At 57.6% G+C, this 16,758-nt stretch carries 17 protein-coding genes and 1 tRNA gene; 10 read left to right on the top strand and 8 right to left on the bottom strand.

What is annotated here, in order from left to right; all coding sequences use genetic code 11:
• The first annotated feature begins 50 nt into the window (after window positions 1-50).
• Together C5L12_RS16680 and C5L12_RS16675 are read left to right on the top strand one after the other, a co-directional pair.
• Window positions 51-127: transfer RNA gene (locus C5L12_RS16680), tRNA-Met, on the top strand.
• A gap of 494 nt (window positions 128-621) precedes the next feature.
• Window positions 622-1,515 (top strand): helix-turn-helix domain-containing protein, encoded by an 894-nt coding sequence (locus C5L12_RS16675; protein ID WP_205839351.1) that lies wholly within the window; start codon window positions 622-624, stop codon window positions 1,513-1,515.
• 46 nt (window positions 1,516-1,561) lie between these two features.
• Here C5L12_RS16675 and C5L12_RS16670 read toward each other — a convergent pair whose 3' ends face one another.
• Entirely contained in the window at window positions 1,562-3,718 is a 2,157-nt protein-coding gene (locus C5L12_RS16670) for a TonB-dependent siderophore receptor (RefSeq protein ID WP_105373178.1), read from the bottom strand.
• A 315-nt stretch (window positions 3,719-4,033) separates the two neighbouring features.
• On the opposite strand from C5L12_RS16670, the gene C5L12_RS16665 reads away from it, so the two are divergent.
• Genes C5L12_RS16665 through C5L12_RS16645 form a run of 5 tightly spaced genes read left to right on the top strand, consistent with a single transcriptional unit; the run spans window position 4,034 to window position 8,994 of the window.
• Window positions 4,034-5,032 (top strand): iron-siderophore ABC transporter substrate-binding protein, encoded by a 999-nt coding sequence (locus C5L12_RS16665; RefSeq protein WP_105373177.1) that lies wholly within the window; start codon window positions 4,034-4,036, stop codon window positions 5,030-5,032.
• The gene (locus tag C5L12_RS16660) at window positions 5,029-6,072 is read left to right on the top strand and encodes a FecCD family ABC transporter permease (protein WP_170109103.1); all 1,044 of its coding nucleotides are present in this window, start codon (window positions 5,029-5,031) and stop codon (window positions 6,070-6,072) included. Before C5L12_RS16665 ends, C5L12_RS16660 begins: the two co-directional genes overlap by 4 nt.
• Window positions 6,073-6,074: 2 nt before the next feature.
• Window positions 6,075-7,109 (top strand): FecCD family ABC transporter permease, encoded by a 1,035-nt coding sequence (locus C5L12_RS16655; protein ID WP_105373175.1) that lies wholly within the window; start codon window positions 6,075-6,077, stop codon window positions 7,107-7,109.
• On the top strand, window positions 7,106-7,933 hold the full coding sequence (locus tag C5L12_RS16650; RefSeq protein ID WP_105373174.1) for an ABC transporter ATP-binding protein: 828 nt from the start codon (window positions 7,106-7,108) through the stop codon (window positions 7,931-7,933). The genes C5L12_RS16655 and C5L12_RS16650 overlap by 4 nt, the downstream gene beginning before the upstream one ends.
• The gene (locus C5L12_RS16645; RefSeq protein WP_105373173.1) at window positions 7,930-8,994 is read left to right on the top strand and encodes a DUF2218 domain-containing protein; all 1,065 of its coding nucleotides are present in this window, start codon (window positions 7,930-7,932) and stop codon (window positions 8,992-8,994) included. Before C5L12_RS16650 ends, C5L12_RS16645 begins: the two co-directional genes overlap by 4 nt.
• Before the next feature lie 17 nt (window positions 8,995-9,011).
• Here C5L12_RS16645 and C5L12_RS16640 read toward each other — a convergent pair whose 3' ends face one another.
• The 3 genes from C5L12_RS16640 to C5L12_RS16630 form a co-directional block, all read right to left on the bottom strand.
• Entirely contained in the window at window positions 9,012-9,860 is an 849-nt protein-coding gene (locus C5L12_RS16640; protein WP_245422949.1) for a DUF3313 domain-containing protein, read from the bottom strand.
• A gap of 225 nt (window positions 9,861-10,085) precedes the next feature.
• Window positions 10,086-11,423 carry a sensor histidine kinase gene (locus C5L12_RS16635; RefSeq protein WP_205839350.1) on the bottom strand — a complete coding sequence of 446 codons (1,338 nt, stop codon included), beginning with the start codon at window positions 11,421-11,423 and terminating at the stop codon, window positions 10,086-10,088.
• Window positions 11,423-12,094, bottom strand: coding sequence for a response regulator transcription factor (locus tag C5L12_RS16630; RefSeq protein ID WP_105373170.1), 672 nt, complete (start codon window positions 12,092-12,094; stop codon window positions 11,423-11,425). The genes C5L12_RS16635 and C5L12_RS16630 overlap by 1 nt, the downstream gene beginning before the upstream one ends.
• Window positions 12,095-12,232: 138 nt before the next feature.
• Here C5L12_RS16630 and C5L12_RS29230 point away from each other — a divergent pair, with 138 nt between their 5' ends.
• A complete protein-coding gene (locus C5L12_RS29230) occupies window positions 12,233-12,496 on the top strand; it encodes a DUF982 domain-containing protein (RefSeq protein ID WP_105373169.1) in 264 nt (87 codons plus the stop codon).
• A 105-nt stretch (window positions 12,497-12,601) separates the two neighbouring features.
• On the opposite strand, the gene C5L12_RS28435 is transcribed toward C5L12_RS29230, so the two are convergent.
• Both C5L12_RS28435 and C5L12_RS16620 read right to left on the bottom strand, forming a co-directional pair.
• Entirely contained in the window at window positions 12,602-12,775 is a 174-nt protein-coding gene (locus C5L12_RS28435; protein WP_165924179.1) for a hypothetical protein, read from the bottom strand.
• Between the two features lie 112 nt (window positions 12,776-12,887).
• Window positions 12,888-13,097, bottom strand: coding sequence for a cold-shock protein (locus C5L12_RS16620; protein WP_105373168.1), 210 nt, complete (start codon window positions 13,095-13,097; stop codon window positions 12,888-12,890).
• A 1,280-nt stretch (window positions 13,098-14,377) separates the two neighbouring features.
• Here C5L12_RS16620 and C5L12_RS16605 point away from each other — a divergent pair.
• Window positions 14,378-14,575 (top strand): hypothetical protein, encoded by a 198-nt coding sequence (locus C5L12_RS16605; protein WP_105373165.1) that lies wholly within the window; start codon window positions 14,378-14,380, stop codon window positions 14,573-14,575.
• Window positions 14,576-15,009: 434 nt separating this feature from the next.
• The gene (locus C5L12_RS16595) at window positions 15,010-15,303 is read left to right on the top strand and encodes a hypothetical protein (RefSeq protein ID WP_105373163.1); all 294 of its coding nucleotides are present in this window, start codon (window positions 15,010-15,012) and stop codon (window positions 15,301-15,303) included.
• 105 nt (window positions 15,304-15,408) lie between these two features.
• Here the strand turns inward: C5L12_RS16595 and C5L12_RS16590 are convergent, their stop codons facing one another.
• Window positions 15,409-15,942 (bottom strand): hypothetical protein, encoded by a 534-nt coding sequence (locus C5L12_RS16590; protein ID WP_245422946.1) that lies wholly within the window; start codon window positions 15,940-15,942, stop codon window positions 15,409-15,411.
• The gene (locus C5L12_RS16585; protein ID WP_157949068.1) at window positions 15,884-16,579 is read right to left on the bottom strand and encodes a helix-turn-helix transcriptional regulator; all 696 of its coding nucleotides are present in this window, start codon (window positions 16,577-16,579) and stop codon (window positions 15,884-15,886) included. The genes C5L12_RS16590 and C5L12_RS16585 overlap by 59 nt, the downstream gene beginning before the upstream one ends.
• Between the last annotated feature and the right edge of the window lie 179 nt (window positions 16,580-16,758).

The raw sequence follows: 16,758 nt of genomic DNA, 5'->3' as shown, positions 1-16,758 counted from the left end.
GGCTCGCGCCTGACTTGCTTCCGGGCCTCAAAGGTCCGTATTCTTGGTGACGCGGGGTGGAGCAGCCCGGTAGCTCGTCAGGCTCATAACCTGAAGGCCGCAGGTTCAAATCCTGCCCCCGCAACCAACAATTCCCGCGATAACAAAGAGCCCCACCGCGGGGATTTTTGCGTTCCGGAGGAAACCGCAGCCTCTCCCATCAGTTCTTCAAGGACCGCCGTCTGTGCCAGGGGTGCAATCCTGCCCCCCAACCAAAGATCCCTGCGATTCCACTTAAAGCCCCACCGCGGGGCTTCGGGCGTTCCGCGCGGAGGAAACCCCAATGCCACGGAACACGTCACCTCTCAGAAAAACAATTGCGCGTAATCTTCATAGCGCGGACCCAGTATCTGATATTCTAAGGCGAACCGGGCTTGTTAGGACTGGCGATTTGGCGGGACAGCTTGTCAAGATGAGCAAACACGATAAGAATACTCATATTATATCGGGTATTCGGATAGAAGATGGGGTCTCCGGACAGACGCTTCGGGGCTATCCGGAGAAGTCATTGCGTGAGAGGTTTTTCGGGATGTTTCGTCCGCAGGCGGCAATATTCATGCCGAGCAAGAGTGGATTTAAAAATTGAGTTATTGGCATTCCATGATTTGGCGCACCGAGGGGATTCGGGTGGTGACGCCGGCTAAATGGCGCCAGTTCGACGGGCTGGTGAGCGTTTTTTGGGAGGCTGAGAGCCAGTCGGGCGCCACGGGCTACTATCTGTCCGACGACCCGCGCATCATGATATTCTTCGACGACGTGTCGTCCCGAATTCGAATCTCAAATCACGACGGAGAGTTCGCGCAGCATCATCGGCCCATGACGCGAGCGATCTATGTTCCCGCCGGTGTCCCGATGTGGACAAACAGCAAATCCATACGCCGCTTCTCGCATCTCAATCTGCACATGCACAGGGATCGGCTGCTGAGATTTCTGTCGCCATCGGTGGGAACTTCGGCGGCGTTGACGGCCTTGCGCCGGCCGGTCGAAATTCAGGATATCGGCGCGATAGAAACGCTGGCGGATTTGCTGGTCGACGAGATATCAAGTCCGTCGAAGCATGCAGTCTATGCCGAGAGCCTCGTCGGCAGTATTGTCGCGGGTCTTCTGGATATCCCCGAAAACGACGGCAAGGCCGCCAATGGCAGGCTGACGCAAGCACAAATGAACAAGCTCCTTTCGCGCATCGAGGCCCGTAGCGATTGCCGCCTGACCATTACCGAGATGGCGGGGGCGGTAGGCTTGTCCGAAAGCTGGTTCGCCACGGTCTTCAAGCAGACAACGGGCAAAACGCCACTGCAGTGGCAGCTTGGAAAACGCATCGGCCTTGCGCAGAAACTGCTGGCGGAAAGCGAGATGACGGTGGCCGACATTGCGGCCCGGCTCGGTTTTTCCGATCAGGCCCATTTCACGAAGGCCTTTCGGCAGCTGGCTGGCGACACGCCAGCGGCATGGCGCAGGGTAAGGCAACCCCGGTGAATTCGGATATGTCCCGCCGGCGGTATTGCCGATGGGATCAGCTTGATCACCAGGTCTGGCGCAGCGTCGCATAGATTGCGCGGCCGGGATTGTAGTAATACGCCCCGCCGTCATCGTTGGCGACGTGCTTCTCGTCGAACAGGTTGCTGACATTCAGCTGGAAGGTCGTGTTCTCCTGGATCTTGTAGGTGAAGGCCGCATCAAAGACCACGGCGTCTTCCGATTTTCGCGTATTTGCGTTGTCGAAGTAATACGAACCCGTATAGCGAGCGCCAAGGCCAAGGGTCATGTCGCCGCGGCGTCCGTTTCCTTCCATCGTATATGTGCCCCACACTGAAGCGAGGTGCTCGGGAACCTGTGCGAAGCGTTTGCCGTCGTAGGCGCCGCCCTTCTCGACGATCTCGGAATCGATATAGGAATAGGCGGCTATCAAGTTGATATTGTTCGTTATCTCTGCTTTCGCCTCAAGATCGATGCCACGGTGCCGGATCTTCTCAACTGTTGCCGGAAGGTATACGGGAGCTTCGTATGTCGTGATGTTCTCCATCGTCAGGTCGTAGACGGAGGCGGTGAACAAAGCGGGGAATGCGTCCGGCCGGTACTTGAGCCCGACTTCATACTGCGTGCCGGTCGTCGGCTCCGTCCCTGCGCTCGGCGGCGCGACAGACTCGGCATAACTTGTATAGACCGCGAGCTCTTCGGTGATCTTGTAACTCAGGCCGACGCGCTTGGTGAATTCGCTGAGATCGGATTCGCCGCCATATGGTCCGGTATAGGCATTCACGCCGTCCTCACGTAGGTCAAGCCAGTCATTGCGCAGGCCGACGCTTGCGGTCAGCTTGTCGAAGAAGGTCAGATCCTGCTGGAGATAGATAGCCGTCGTTTTCTGGTCATTTTTCACAGTCGTATAGAGCGGCACCGAACCCGGCACACCTGAATAGACCGGGTTCTCCCAATCTATGCCGGGGGCGGCACCATAGTAGGTATCGCCATCCGAGTTGAACGCATTGTATTCGACCCCTGCAAGGGTGCGGCTGTCCACGTCGTTGAAATGCGTCTCGTAGATCAGATGCGCGTCGACGATGAACTGCTCCGTGGATCTGTCGCTGCCGAAGAACGAGCGGTCCACAATGGTGTCGGAGGGGTCAGCGGCACCCAACGCGTCATAAATGTAGGCGTAGCCGAAGCCCGTATCGGATTTGCTGTAGCGCGCGCTGGAATTGAAGGTCAGGCCATTCCCGAAATCGTGGTCGAACATGACACTGTAGGTGTTCCTGTTCGTGGTGTCGTAGTTATAATCGGGCTCGCCGAAGAAACGGTCCCTGTCGAAATCGGTGCCCCTCGGATGACCGCCGCCACTGGGAGTGCCGTCCCTGTCGAGGTGATCGAACACGAATGTCAGGCTCGTCGCATCGGTGGGACGCCAGGTCAGGCCGCCCATGATGAAGTTTTCGTCGTCCTGCGAATAGTCGTATTCGGCGTCCGACCGCTGCAACTTGCCGGTCAAGCGGTAGGAGAGGGTGTCGTCCTCGGTGATGTTATCCCCGAAGTCAAAACCCGCCTCCTTGTGCTCGAACGAGCCACCCGTGACATAGGCCTCGCCGAAACGCTCGCTCTTCGGCGTCTTGGTAACATAATTCACAGACCCACCGGGATCGGAAACCCCAAAGCCTGTAGAATTGGCTCCCTTCAGAACCTCGACGCGTTCGAAGGCATAGGGCTCCTCACGAATCCCGCTCCAGGTTCTGCCGATGACCAAACCGTCGCGGTAGGTAAACGGGGTGAAACCGCGGATCTTGAAATAGTCGAAACGATCATCCGAACCGTAATAGTCCGTAACCACGCCGGATGTATATTGCACGACCTGCTCGATACTGTCAGCGGCGCGCTCCCTGACTTCCTTTGAGGTGATGACGGAGACCGAAGCGGGCGTTTCAAGGATATCCGTCGGCATCTTGCCGACGCCTGTCGTCTCCGTCACGACGATTGACTTGGCGTCGTTTTCGACGTCGAGCACGGCGGCATTGCTGCTGCCCTGAAGGACAATCGGCTTGAGCGTCGTATCGGAACCGGAACTCTCCGTGTCCTGGGCAAGCAAGAGCGTCGGCACGAAGGCTGCAAGAGCTGTGCAACCCAAAAGGACCGCATTCCGGTAGCGGATAAGGGCCTGGCTTGAGCGGCTGCCTGTTCTTTCGATGTCCATGTTTCAGTTCCAACTGTGACCAATGACGGGTGAGTGCCGATGTTGAGTTCTGGGAATCGTCTCGCAAATCATCGTTGGCCACCCAGCCAAGCAAGAGCTCTTTCCGGGCCGGACAACGGAGATGGCTGGTCTGATAGTCCCCAAGCTACAGCTATTAACTGGAGCGAATTTATCCAGTATTGTAGATTTCTCCGTTTTTGTACAAACCTACGGAAACTTCGCTGCCGTTTGATACGCCCTCAGTATCCGACTTGACGCCGCTCAATGAACCTGAGAATTGAAGTCCACTTAATAATACGAGGCAGAGTTTGCGCGATGCTGCGGTTCTTTCTTCCTGCCGTGCAGGTGGCGGCGGCGTGCGTTTGGGTTATAGCGTTCAGCGGCGCTGTGGCTGGCGAGAACACCTCCTACCCAATCACCATCAGGCACGCTCTCGGCACGACCACCATCACCAAGAAGCCCAAGCGGGTAGCGACGGTTGCCTGGGCGAACCATGAAGTGCCATTGGCGCTGGGAATCGTACCCGTCGGCTTTGCTGCAGCCAATTTCGGTGATGATGACGGTGATGGGATCCTGCCTTGGGTGGCAGAAAAACTGGCCGAGTTCGATGCGGACAAACCGGTGCTTTTCGATGAGGGTGACGGAATTGATTTCGAGGCAGTCGCTGCCACCAATCCCGATGTGATCCTTGCCTCTTATTCCGGCCTGAGCCAATCGGATTACGACACCCTGAGTCAGATTGCTCCGGTTGTCGCCTATCCCGAAGCTCCGTGGTCGACCGACTGGCGCGAGATGATCCGCCTCAACAGCGCTGGGCTCGGCATGGCCGCCGAGGGCGAGGCTTTGATCGCGACGATCGAAGCCGATATCGCCCGGACGGTTGCCGAATATCCCCAGCTTCAGGGGAAATCGGCGATGTTCATCACCCATCTCGATGCAACGGATCTGAGTATCGTCAATTTCTACACAACAAACGACACAAGGGTTAAGTTCTTTGCGGATCTAGGGCTGAAATCACCCAGGAGCGTCATTGCGGCCTCTGCCCCGGGAAAGTTTTCAGGCTCCATCAGCGCGGAGCGCATCGACGCGTTCGACGATGCCGATCTTGTCGTAACCTATGGCAACCAGAAACTGCTCGATGCGCTGGCGGCGAACCCGCTGATGGCCAGAATGCCGGCTGTCGAAAAGGGAGCGCTCGTCATGTTGAGCAGGAATCCACTCGGCACGGCGGCAAATCCGACACCGCTTTCGATCTCTTGGGTGTTAAGGGACTATCTGGCCCTGCTGGCCGAAGCTGCCAGAACGTCGAAATGACAGCCGCAGGTCTAAAATCATCCCGCCGGTGGTCTGCCTCCAGGCGTTCGAACCATAGCCGGAGCCTCTGGATGGCGGGTCTGCTTGCGCTTCTTGCCGCGCTCCTGGCGCTCTCGTGCACGGTCGGAACGCGCGACGTCGGCTGGGCAGACATCATCGCGGCTCTAGGCGGACGGATTGACAGCATCGGTCAGGCGGCGGTCAGCGTCCGTATTCCTCGGACGCTGCTTGGCCTGCTTGCCGGAGCCGCACTCGGGCTTGCCGGTGCCGTGATGCAGGGCGTGACGCGCAATCCTCTCGCCGATCCGGGTATTCTCGGCGTCAATATGGGAGCATCGCTTGCCGTCGTCGTGGGCGTTGCATGGTTCAACATCGCCTCCGCCGCTGCCTATATCTGGACAGCGGTTTTCGGAGCCGCGTGTGCGGCGATCTTTGTTTACGTTATAGGCTCGCTCGGGCGCGGCGGAGCGACTCCGCTCAAATTGGCACTAGCCGGGGCGGCGACATCGGTCGCTTTCTCCTCCATGGTGCTTGCGGTGGTGCTGCCCCGAAACGATATCGCCGGCGGTATCCTTTCATGGCAGATAGGCGGCGTCGGCGGAGCGACCTTCGAGCGGATTTTGCCCGTTCTGCCGTTTCTTGCGGCCGGTTTTGCGGTTAGCCTTCTGTCGGCACGAAAGCTGAACTCACTGGCTTTGGGGGACGAAACAGCGGCCGGGCTTGGCGAGCGGGTCGCAGCCGCCCGTGCCGTTGCAGCGCTCGGGGCGATCCTATTATGTGGCGCAACCACAGCGATTTGCGGGCCCATCGGCTTCATCGGATTGATCGTGCCCCATCTCTGCCGGGTGCTGGTCGGGGTCGATCACCGGTGGCTGCTGCCCTTTTCCGCATTGAGCGGAGCCTGCCTGTTGCTGACTGCTGATGTCGTCGGGCGCATCATCGCCAGGCCGGCCGAGCTGGACGTCGGCATTGTCACGGCGCTCGTGGGTGCGCCGTTTTTCATCTGGATAGTCCGGCGGCAGCGGGTGCGCGAGTTGTGACGATGCTCTCCCCCACTCTCGACCGCATCATTGGAAGCCGCCGCCGTCGTGCGCGCAGGCACGTTCTTGTGGTCGCAATCCTACTGGTCTTCGTGATCGTGATTTTTGTGCTTACCCTGTCGCTCGGTCAATCCTTCACCCGGCCCGGGGATGTCGTCCGCGTGCTCCTTGGCGAAAACGTCCCGGGAGCGAGCTTCGCCGTCGGGCAATTGAGGCTGCCGCGGGCTGTGCTTGCGATGCTGGCGGGTTTGAGCTTCGGGCTCGGCGGTGCGGCCTTTCAGATCATGCTGCGTAATCCGCTTGCGAGCCCCGATATCATCGGCATCAGCTGGGGTGCGAGCGCAGCCGCCGTGTTCGCGATCGTCGTTCTGTCGCTGAAGGGGTCGATCGTGTCGATCTTTGCCGTCGGCGGCGGCATGGGCATTGCGCTGCTGGTTTACGCTCTCTCTTCCAGAAACGGTGCCGCAGGAACCCGGCTCATCCTGGTCGGAATCGGCGTCTCGGCGATGCTGGAAAGTTTTATCGCCTACATTCTCTCCCAGGCTCCGGCTTGGACCCTGCAAGAGGCGGTCCGCTGGCTGACAGGGAGCGTCAACGGAGCACAGCTTGGTCAGGCGCTGCCGCTTCTGATGGCGTTCGCTGTCTTCGGCGCGCTTCTCTTAAGCCGCACCCGAGATCTGGAGGCGCTGCGGCTGGGGGACGATACCGCCGCAGCCCTGGGGATCGATGTCGCGAGGACCCGTATCATGATCATCGTGACGGCGGTCGGCATGATTGCGACTGCGACAGCGGTGACAGGCCCGATCGCCTTTGTGGCCTTTCTGTCCGGGCCGATCGCTGCCCGCATCGTGGGGAACCGCGGATCGCTGCTGATTCCTTCGGCTCTGATTGGTGCCACGCTGGTGTTGTCAGGGGACTACGTCGGCCAGTTCCTTTTGCCAAGCCGCTATCCGGTGGGCGTAGTGACTGGCGCCCTGGGTGCTCCCTACCTGATGTTTCTGATCGTACGCGCCAACCGGACCGGGAGTTCGCTTTGACCGTCCATTCTCTAACCGCCAGCCAACTTTCGGTCGGCTACGGCGACACCGAGATTTTGCATGAACTCGATCTTGCCGTACCGCCCGGCAAGGTGACTGTAATTGTCGGCGCCAATGCTTGCGGCAAGTCCACGCTTCTGCGTGCAATGTCCCGCCTGTTACCGCCGCATCGGGGGCATGTCCTGCTGGACGGCAAGTCGATCCACCGGACGCCGCCGCGGGAACTCGCCAGGACATTGGGGTTGCTTCCCCAATCGCCGATCGCTCCAGAAGGCATCACCGTTGCCGATCTCGTCAGCCGTGGCCGGCATCCGCATCTGAGCCTGTTTTCACGCTGGACACGTAAGGACGACGAGGCGGTGGACGACGCACTTGCCGCAACCAAAACCTCTGATCTTGCCGAAAGGCCGGTGGACGAGCTTTCCGGCGGGCAACGTCAGCGAGTGTGGATTGCCATGGCCTTGGCACAGCAGACGGAAATCCTGCTGTTGGACGAGCCGACGACATTTCTCGATATCAGCCATCAAGTCGAAGTGCTGGATCTATTGACCGATCTCAACCATTCCCGCGGAACCACCGTCGTCATGGTTTTGCACGATCTCAATCTTGCGGCTCGTTACGCGGATCATCTCGTCGCGATGGCGGACGGCCGCATACATGTCTCCGGCACTGCGGAGAATGTGCTGACGGAAGAGAATGTGCGACGGGTTTTCGGTCTCGAAAGCCGCATCATCGCCGATCCCACTTCGGGCCGGCCGATCATGCTCCCGATCAGCCGCCACAGGATGGTAATGAAGCAGGATCTTAAGGAGAGCCGGCCATGAACGCGGTTCAGCAATTCAAACTTTCTGGCACAGCGCTTCCCACGGACGCCGGAAGCATGCTCGACGAAATCTGCGAGCATTTCGTCGAGCACGCAGAGGTGCAGCGGACCGGGAACCTCGCATTGCTTTCGAGCAAGACCGGGACTGCGAGCATTCGCGTGCAAGACCACAAGCTTCTGATTGAGCTGGCCTGCCCGTCGGAATCGGAGCTTCAGATGAGCCGCACCATTATCGCGGAGCACCTGTTCTATTTTGCCGGGGACGATCCGCTCGAGTTGATCTGGTCCGAACCGGCATCATTGTCGGTACTGCCGAATATCCACGAGGTCACCGTCGTTTCTTCCGAAGATGTAACTCCCCGCATGCGTCGGGTGAAGTTCGCATGTTCCGATGTCGCACCCTTCGTCGGCGGGGATATGCATGTCCGACTCCTCGCCCCGCCTAAGGGGAGACATCCGGTGTGGCCGGGACTTCGCGAGGATGGCCGCGTGGCATGGCCGGAGGGGGAGGACGAACTTCTGGTCCGCGTCTATACGATCCGCGCCGTCGACATTGAGCGCCGAGAGCTCTGGATCGATTTCCTGCAGCATCCGGCGCCCGGTGTCAAAACTCCCGGAGCGGATTTTGCCCGGGATGTGCAGCCCGGGGAAAAAATCGCACTGCTCGGGCCAGGCGGTGGCGGCCTTCCGGAGGCACAGTCCATTCTTATGGCGGGGGACGAAAGTGCACTTCCCGCCATTGCGCGCATTGCCGCCGAGGTGCCGCCGGATACGCGTATCCAGGCGATCATAGAAGTGTTGGATGAGGCTGAAGAACAGCCTCTTCCGTCGGCAGGTATGATCGAAGTCCGTTGGCTGCATCGGAAGAGCTATCCGCCCGGAGCAAAAGGCGTTCTTGCGGAGGAGACCAAAAAAGCGATCACTTCCATAGATGACCAAACGTTTGTCTGGGTTGCTTGCGAAAAGGAAGATGTCCGGTCTATCCGCGCCTTCCTGAAAAGCCGCCGGCATGATCGGAAAAACATGTATGTAGCTTGGTATTGGGAACGCGATCCCGCCTGAACCCATAGCATCCGGCGTCAGTGCGTTAGGACCGTTTTTGGTTTCCTGTCGGTCCATTCAGGCGGAAGACCGAATCTGGCCGATACGGCACCCTGGACACCGGGAGCGCGACCGAACGCTTCACACGCTGCGTATTTCGGCTTCCCACCGAACCAGGACTGCACTCGATGTCTTGAAGGAACCGAAATGTCGAGCATCTTCGGTTCCTTGCCAGTGATCAGCATTCGCGAAAAATCGCTCGCGAACTTGGTGGCTTGGCTATAGGCGTCGCCTACATCGGAATAACGGGGTTTGTCCTGTATGAAATTCGCTCCACGCCCCCACATCATCGCCGCGCGCTGGACATTGAAGTTATCGACCGCTTCTGCCTCGACGGCGAGGCCACCGAGACCGTACGGTATACGAGGAATGCCGATAAGAGGTATATTGTCGGGAAGCGCAAAGCCGCCGCCAACGCTAACGACGGTCGCAGCGGCCGCCACACCCTTGTTCGTCGGAACTATCTCGGTGACGACGGAGCGGACCGTCAAATCCGCCGGTTGGTCGGAGGGAACCATTTGATATTTGTCGCTGAGCGCAACGCATAAGGCTCGGTCCAGCGCGTTCGTGATGAGAGATCGGTCAGCTTCCGATTTGATCCTCGATGCAGCGATGAAGGTAAAACTTGTCGGGACGATCCGGACCGTCTTCACCTTGGCCAGCTGCCCGCCATCGACATAAAGCCGTTGCTTCTTGCCCAGCTTTCCTTTTGGGGCGCCAAGATTGCTGTAGGATGTAAGGGTGCCGCTTTCTTTTATTGGAATCGACGTACATCCGGTGACGGCCATGGAGATGAGTAGCGCCAGACATGCGAACAATGATGGCATTGGCGGATAGTCGAGAAATCGGCGAAAGGGTTGGGGATTTCTGTGCATTCTTTGGTCTCCGTCGCGGTATTCGGGCGACAGTGCGAGCGGAGGGTTGCCGCAACATTACAGATCGTTTTCGAGCCAAGGATATCGCCGTGTCCATCGGCCATTTCTAATCGAAGAGCTGTCGCCGGCACGCGGCGGAGCTACGCCACGTACGGTTCCAGTTACTTCTAACGCCGATCAGAGCTGGATCGTCACCTGGGTTCCGGTCATGCCGCTTTTGAGGCTGACTTGGCCCCTGTGGTTTGCGACAATCTGTTTCACCAGGCTCAGCCCCAGGCCAGCGCCTCTGTTTTTGGGCGTAACACGATAGAAGGGCTCAAAAACCAGCTCTTGATGTTCAACCGGTATGCCCGGGCCTTCATCGGACACGTTAATCCGCACGTCGGCCGAGACCGAGACGGTGATCATCCCGCGGTTGCCGCCATGATCGATAGCATTGCGAACGAGATTGCTGATCGCCCTCGATAAAGCGGAGGGACTGCCGAGCCGTTCGAGACTCTCTACCTCATCTTGAAAAGAGATCTGGTAGCCGGCAGCGATCGCCTGGGGTGCCAAGTCGGCAACCACCATTCGTGCGATTTCGACAAGGTCGACCGTCTCGTGGGAAGCAATCGCCTGGTCGTTGCGCTCGAAGTCGAGAAGCTGCTCCGCCGTTTCAGCCAAGCGAGCAACGTCGCTCAACAACCGCTTACGTTCCTGTCCGTCGTGCATTCCGTCGATCCGCGTCTGCATGATTGCAATCGGCGTCCGGAGCTCATGCGACGCATCAATCAGGAAGCGCTGACGTTTCTTCAGCTCACTCTCAAGCCGCTCGAGCGTTCCGTTGAATGCAATCACCAGCGGAGCGACTTCTTTGGGAATTCCCTCCACCGGCAGGCGTGCCCCATGCTGGCGGGGTCCGATCTGCGATGCTTTGTCAGCGGCATCGCTTACTCTTGCGAGGGCACGGCCAACGATCCGCGGAACGGCGAGAAAAATCGCGGGCAGAGAGAGCCCGAGCAGAGGGACATAAATCGGGTAAGCCCTGACCAAAAGGGCGAAGACTGGCGAGCCTTTGTCCGCAACGCCGCCAAACAGAATCCGAACCTCGCCGACTGCTGTTTCGGCATCGTCAATCGTCGCAACCTCTCTTGTCGCAGCGGACCCGCGTATGTCGGCGTCGTAGAACCAATGAACCAGATGCGCGAGCTCGTTATAGGGTGTGGGGATGGTGCCATAAGACACGAACGCTCCGTCTATCGTGGCCACCACATACCAGAGTGAAGTGTTCTGCTCCTTGAGCGCCCTTAGCTCCAGCGTCTCTTGCAACCGTAGACGTCCCTGGCCGTCGCGTGTCGTGGCCGACGCTATCGCTGAACTGATCTTCTCCTCCATGGCAATATTCGGCGACATGATTGTAGCAGCCCATACGCAAAGCCCGAGGATCACCGCAGCGTTAACTGCGATGATGACCAGACTGAGTTGCCAACTCAGTTTCCACCAAAGCGAAGGGTTCGAGTGCAGCGCCTCGCGCATCATCCCTCCTTCAGGAGATACCCGACGCCGCGGATGTTGTGGATCGCGATGCCCGCGCCGGCATCGAGCAGCCGCTTGCGCAGCCTGGAAATATGCGCATCGAGTGCGTTCGACTGGATTTCTTCTTCGTAATTGTAGACCGCCGCCTCAAGCGTCGATCGAAGGACGACCTTGTCCTTTCGCTTCGCCAGCGCCGTCAGAACCAGAAGTTCGCGTCGGGGCAGGTCGAGCGGGATCGCGTCTACGGTCACGCCTAAATGCAAGGGGTCAATCACTATTCGTCCCACTGTGATTTGGAGTTCCGCCAGACTTGCCGGCCGTCGCAGCACGGCTCGCAAGCGAGCGATCAATTCTTCGACGAGAAACGGCTTGCCCAGATAATCGTCAGCGCCGATATCCAACCCCTCGACACGCTCCATCGGCTCATTGCGCGCCGTCAGCACGATGATCGGGGTGTCCGTTCTCGTTCGTCTCAAATGGGGAATAAAGGTCAGTCCCTCGCCATCGGGCAAGCGGCGGTCCAGAAGGATTGCACCGTAGACATTCTGACGCGTCAATTCGATCGCGTCGGCGAGATGCATCGTGTGGTCGGTGAGGATGCCGTATTTGCTCAACGCCCTGGACAGCGCATCCGCCAGCTCCTTCTCGTCCTCTATCAATAAAAGCCTCATCCTCGCCTTGTCCGCCCAAAAGATTGCGACAGCATTACGGGACCGGTTTGTGGCGAAATAGCGCGACAGTGGCTTGTATTCGTGGTACCCAAGATTATCATCGCTGGGGCTTTCCTCGGCTAATCCGGGGGCAGGCCTTTGGGTCAGATCATTCCGATCAACTTTGCCGCGCATTGGAATCTTCCGGTTTTTATCGAGCAGGGCGGCTATCCGAACATAGGGATAGAGGGACCTGCTCAAGCTATCCGGTATATGCAGTTGCGCTTCAGGTGCAGGTCAGGGCCACTTTACTGGAAAGCACTCCTCACGTGTTATTCGGCTGTCCGGCGGGAAGTGGACCCCGAGGAAGTGCGTCGCCATTTCCTTGCAGCGTGTGCCGAGGCCGAATGGAAATCGCCTTGATCTAAACCCAAGGCGCGAACAGTATCAAAACGACAAGGGCAGAAAGGGGCGTATTTGCGTCCCTTCTCACCGGTACCGGGCCATTACAGCCTATGCTGGCCAAACTCAGTTCTTGCTGCCGGCCCTACGACCCTTGTCCGTCTTGGTCCTGCTGGCCGAAGACGTCTTGGCATCATAACCTTGGCCATGGTTCGTGCCGCCGAGATGGCCGCCACCGCTGGTATTTGCAACCTGGCGATGGGCCTTCCTCAGGAGTTGCTCCGCATTGGTTTTTTTCATGAAAAATTCTTTCGTTAAACAAAAATAAAGGCCGGGCGAAAGCCCGACCTTGTCGACCGCTTCGGCAACCTCGCCAGTACATCCGTGGCCAAGGATTTGAAGCGATGCTGTTTTAGGCGACCTGCAGGTTTTCCGCCGCGCTCTTGCCCGAGCGCTTATCCTCGATCAGCTCGTAGCTGACCTTCTGGCCTTCTGCGAGATATGTCATGCCAGAGCGCTCAACCGCAGAGATATGAACGAACACATCCTTGGAGCCGTCCGACGGCTGGATAAAGCCGAAGCCTTTGGAGGTATTGAAAAATTTTACGATGCCGTTGTTCATGACGATCAATCCTTTCAATCGCATAGGTCAGCCGTCCGGCGACATGCCAGCGGCAGAAGATCGATTTTGAAAGGAAAGATAAGCTCGTGCGGGAAAGCACAAAAACGAAGCTCGACAAGCAATTTCGATATGCCGTCTATAAATCCCAACTGTGTTGACACAAAGGCGGGGGCACGCCGAGCGGCATCAGATCGGTCACCGTTGTTATGAGGCTCAGCTATCTTGCTCTTCATCTCCTTCGCCATTGCTCGGCCATTGCCTTTGTCGAGACAAGAGCGCATGCTGAAATCGTCAGTCGCCGTTCAAGAGCGCTGTGGCTTCAAGGTTTTATACTCCAGCCCCCATGAAAGGAGGACGTTATGTCTTCCACCCTTCACCCCGAAAGCATCTCTCGCAATCTGGTCCGGATCAGCGGTCCAGGATACCGGGAAAATATCGAACTCGGGGAAGCTGATGAGCGCGCTCGACATGCAGACTTGGATGTCAGTCATTTTGAAGCCGGCGTTACCCCGGCAGTGATCGCGTTCTCCCGGTTCAGCCACCGACCTGAAACGCAGTTTCACACTGCCGTGTCGAGGGGTATGCAATCAGTCGACATCGCGTCCTACCTGAGCGGGCGCCGGGATACCCTACTGCCTCTATCAAAGAACCACGTCGATCCCACTTCTTAGCGACGTGAGGCCTCAGGCCCGTGGTTGCAAACAGAAGCGGCCTCGCAATCGGAACACTCCAGGAGACTAAAATGGCCAAGGGACAGATACGCAGCAATCGAGAAACGCGAAAACCTAAAAAGGATAAGAGTGTAGCTCCCACGGCTTCGGTCCAGGGAGCTCAGGTCAAACTTGCGGGGAGCAGCCTTAGCCTCGGAAAAAAGCCGAAATGAACTGACCGGTGCGCTGGATTTCGACGCTCCGGTGCGCCCGCTCACTCCATGGCGCAGACGCCGCTGCGGAGTTTATAAGACCCATTGCAACCCCAGCTGTTCCCCTTTGAGGTGTGCGTTTGCAGAAGCTTGGTCTCCTCTCGGGTTGAACGCCGGCAAATTATATGGCGGTCGTCTCCGAGCGATTGCCGGTGATCTCGAGCCGGCTTGAAAGAGATGTCTTTCATCGCTATATACAGGGTCTGCGTTTTCAGCCTTTTCGGCTATCTGATCCTCCCGGCTCAGCCGGTTGCTTGGCTAACCCTGATTTTGCGAACGTTTCGAATTCCGTCTACCGGCGGGAGATGCTTGCGGCTGACATTGTTTCGGTCTCGCAAGCCATAACAAGGATGCCATTATGATCAATACCGCCAGCCATGCTGCCGAAAGCCTGTTCAAGCGCCCGGACGCTGAAGAAGGATCCAACGCGGCGAAGCTGCAAGACTTGCGCAGTAGACAAATTCTACGAAAACGTGAGACAAAGCTTGCGGAGATGCAACAGCGTCTCGAAAAACGTGTTGTAGGCGCCGTTAGGCTGCCTTCCTTCTTCCGTTGAAATTTCCTGGGGTGTCAAGCCATTGACCTCCCGACAACTTCTCCGATTGCAAGGGATAAAACATGGCAGTTTTCGACTACAATGCCAGCGCCGGGCTGTACCCATGCAAAACCGTCAAGAGGCGGAGTAGTCTCCGCTATAAAAGATTCGAGTCTGCCGCTGAAGCTCTTCGCTTCGCAATCGAGGATATGCCGGCTGCCCTTCTGCGTGGCTCCGTTCTTGAGGTCGAGGAAGCCCGTTTCGACGGTGTGCAGATGCGAAAGCTCTACGACGCCGAGGGATATCCGCTCACAAGACGAGCGTGAGGTTAGCGCGCCGACATGATGCTGGATTTGCCGGGCTGACTGCCATGTCGGCACGGTTCGCCAGGCTAGCCAATTCCGCCTTAGTGGGCGGTTCCAACAGCTTACTCCATTCTATTCAAGGACTGAACATTGAACACAATTACGCTTACGCCTGCCCAGATCCGAGGGCTAAAGCTCGCCAAGGAGGGAGATCTGTTTCCGCAGGAGGCCAATAAGTGGACACATCTGAATGCCGCCGTGACCTATGCAAGGAACGACCGGTTTCGGGAACGGCCGCAGAAGATCAAATTTCTGACGACGGCGACATTGGATACATTGCGGGAACTCGGGCTTCTGCGCAGTCTCAATCCGGACGTGAAGACAGAGGAGGCCGCCCACGGGATCACCATGGTCGGCAAGATATGGCTTCTGAAGAACAAATAAATCCCGGCAGGCGCTCCCATACTACGGACGCTCAAGCGCGACCGTAATTGGATGTTCCGGCCCCACGGGGGCCGCTGTTGATACCCAGCCGGCTTCGGCATCTTGTTATTTGGGAAAATCGTATCGTTCGGTAATGCTCCAAAGCATATGATTGATCTCGATGAGGGAATTGATGCTCGACTGAATTCGGCCGATTTCCCGGACATCAAGTTCTTCGATTTTCCCGTATTTGATCTCGTCTCTGCTTTCGAAGATGCGCATGGATTGGGTAAGGTTACGACCGCTGTCGGGATCGAACGAATAGATGCAATGGTTGTATTTGTTGCGAAGCTTCGCTTCGTCCGACAGGCGCTGCGTTGTTTCCAGGACTTCGCGCCGACAGACGGCGGAAGTCTTTTTCATCTTGGCCAGCCTTTCGACAAGATCAATGCGTGCCCGGGTCGTGTTCAATGTAAGGAAGACGACGATTGCCGTCTCCTTATCAACCTTGGCAAGCCCTGCAATCATATGGATCAGCAGGCTTTCGGTATTGGTCCAGGTATAGTTCAGCTGCCCGATCAGGAGCAGTATGGCCTGAAGCCTAGAGTTTATCGCCGGGGAGCGAGCCGCCGTCCTGGCGGTGGATCGATTCGGATGCATTGTCAGCACTATCCTTGCGCCTATGCTCGAAATAGAGAGCCACGACCTCAGTTCTATTGTGCACGCCCAGTTTGGTGATGATGTTGTGGATGTGGATCTTCACCGTATGTTCCGACAGGCCCAGTGCCGCTGCTATGATCTTGTTCTGATTGCCCATCGCGATCCGGGCAAGGATTTCGGTCTCACGTTTTGTCAGCTTGTCGATCATTCGGGCGGAGGACCTGCCAAGCGAAGGTTGGGTGCGTTCCGGTTCGGCCCGATCCTCAATTCCTTCCCACGATAAGCTCTTATGCTGCTGGTGGTGATTTGACGGAAAATATGTGCCGCCCTTGAGGATGATGCGCAGAGCCGACAGGAAGACATCGAGATTCACATTGAACGGCACGACACCCTGGACGAACCCCAGATCCTCAATCCTGTTTATTGCGGGTACCTCATCATCGCTGCCGATGAAAGCGAGCGTAGCGCCGACATGAAGTCGGACGAGCTTCTGCCAATGCTCTTTTATGACATGGATCAGTGCAACATCTGCCAGGACAAGCTGCACTGGATTGTCGAACTCCGTCAAAGCCGACGGCAGATTGGGCACTGTTTTGACCGACAGCCATGGAAATTCGCTCTCTATGGCAGCCGTCATTGCAGTAGATATCGTTCCTGGCGAGCAAATGAAAAGTATTGTCCTGACAGCTTTCATTCTGTTCAAGGCTTTTGTAGCCAGATCCACATCAAGATGTTGCGAAACGCTATGCGGAACTTGCATGATTGGGCCCTCTCCCCTCGTTGAAGCTATACGCAACAGACGCTCCGGATTCTTCT

Origin of the sequence: Neorhizobium huautlense, from assembly GCF_002968575.1 — a bacterium.
Lineage (GTDB): Bacteria > Pseudomonadota > Alphaproteobacteria > Rhizobiales > Rhizobiaceae > Neorhizobium > Neorhizobium huautlense.
Note: the sequence above shows the minus strand (reverse complement) of the source record. Positions and strands in the feature narration are given on the sequence as shown.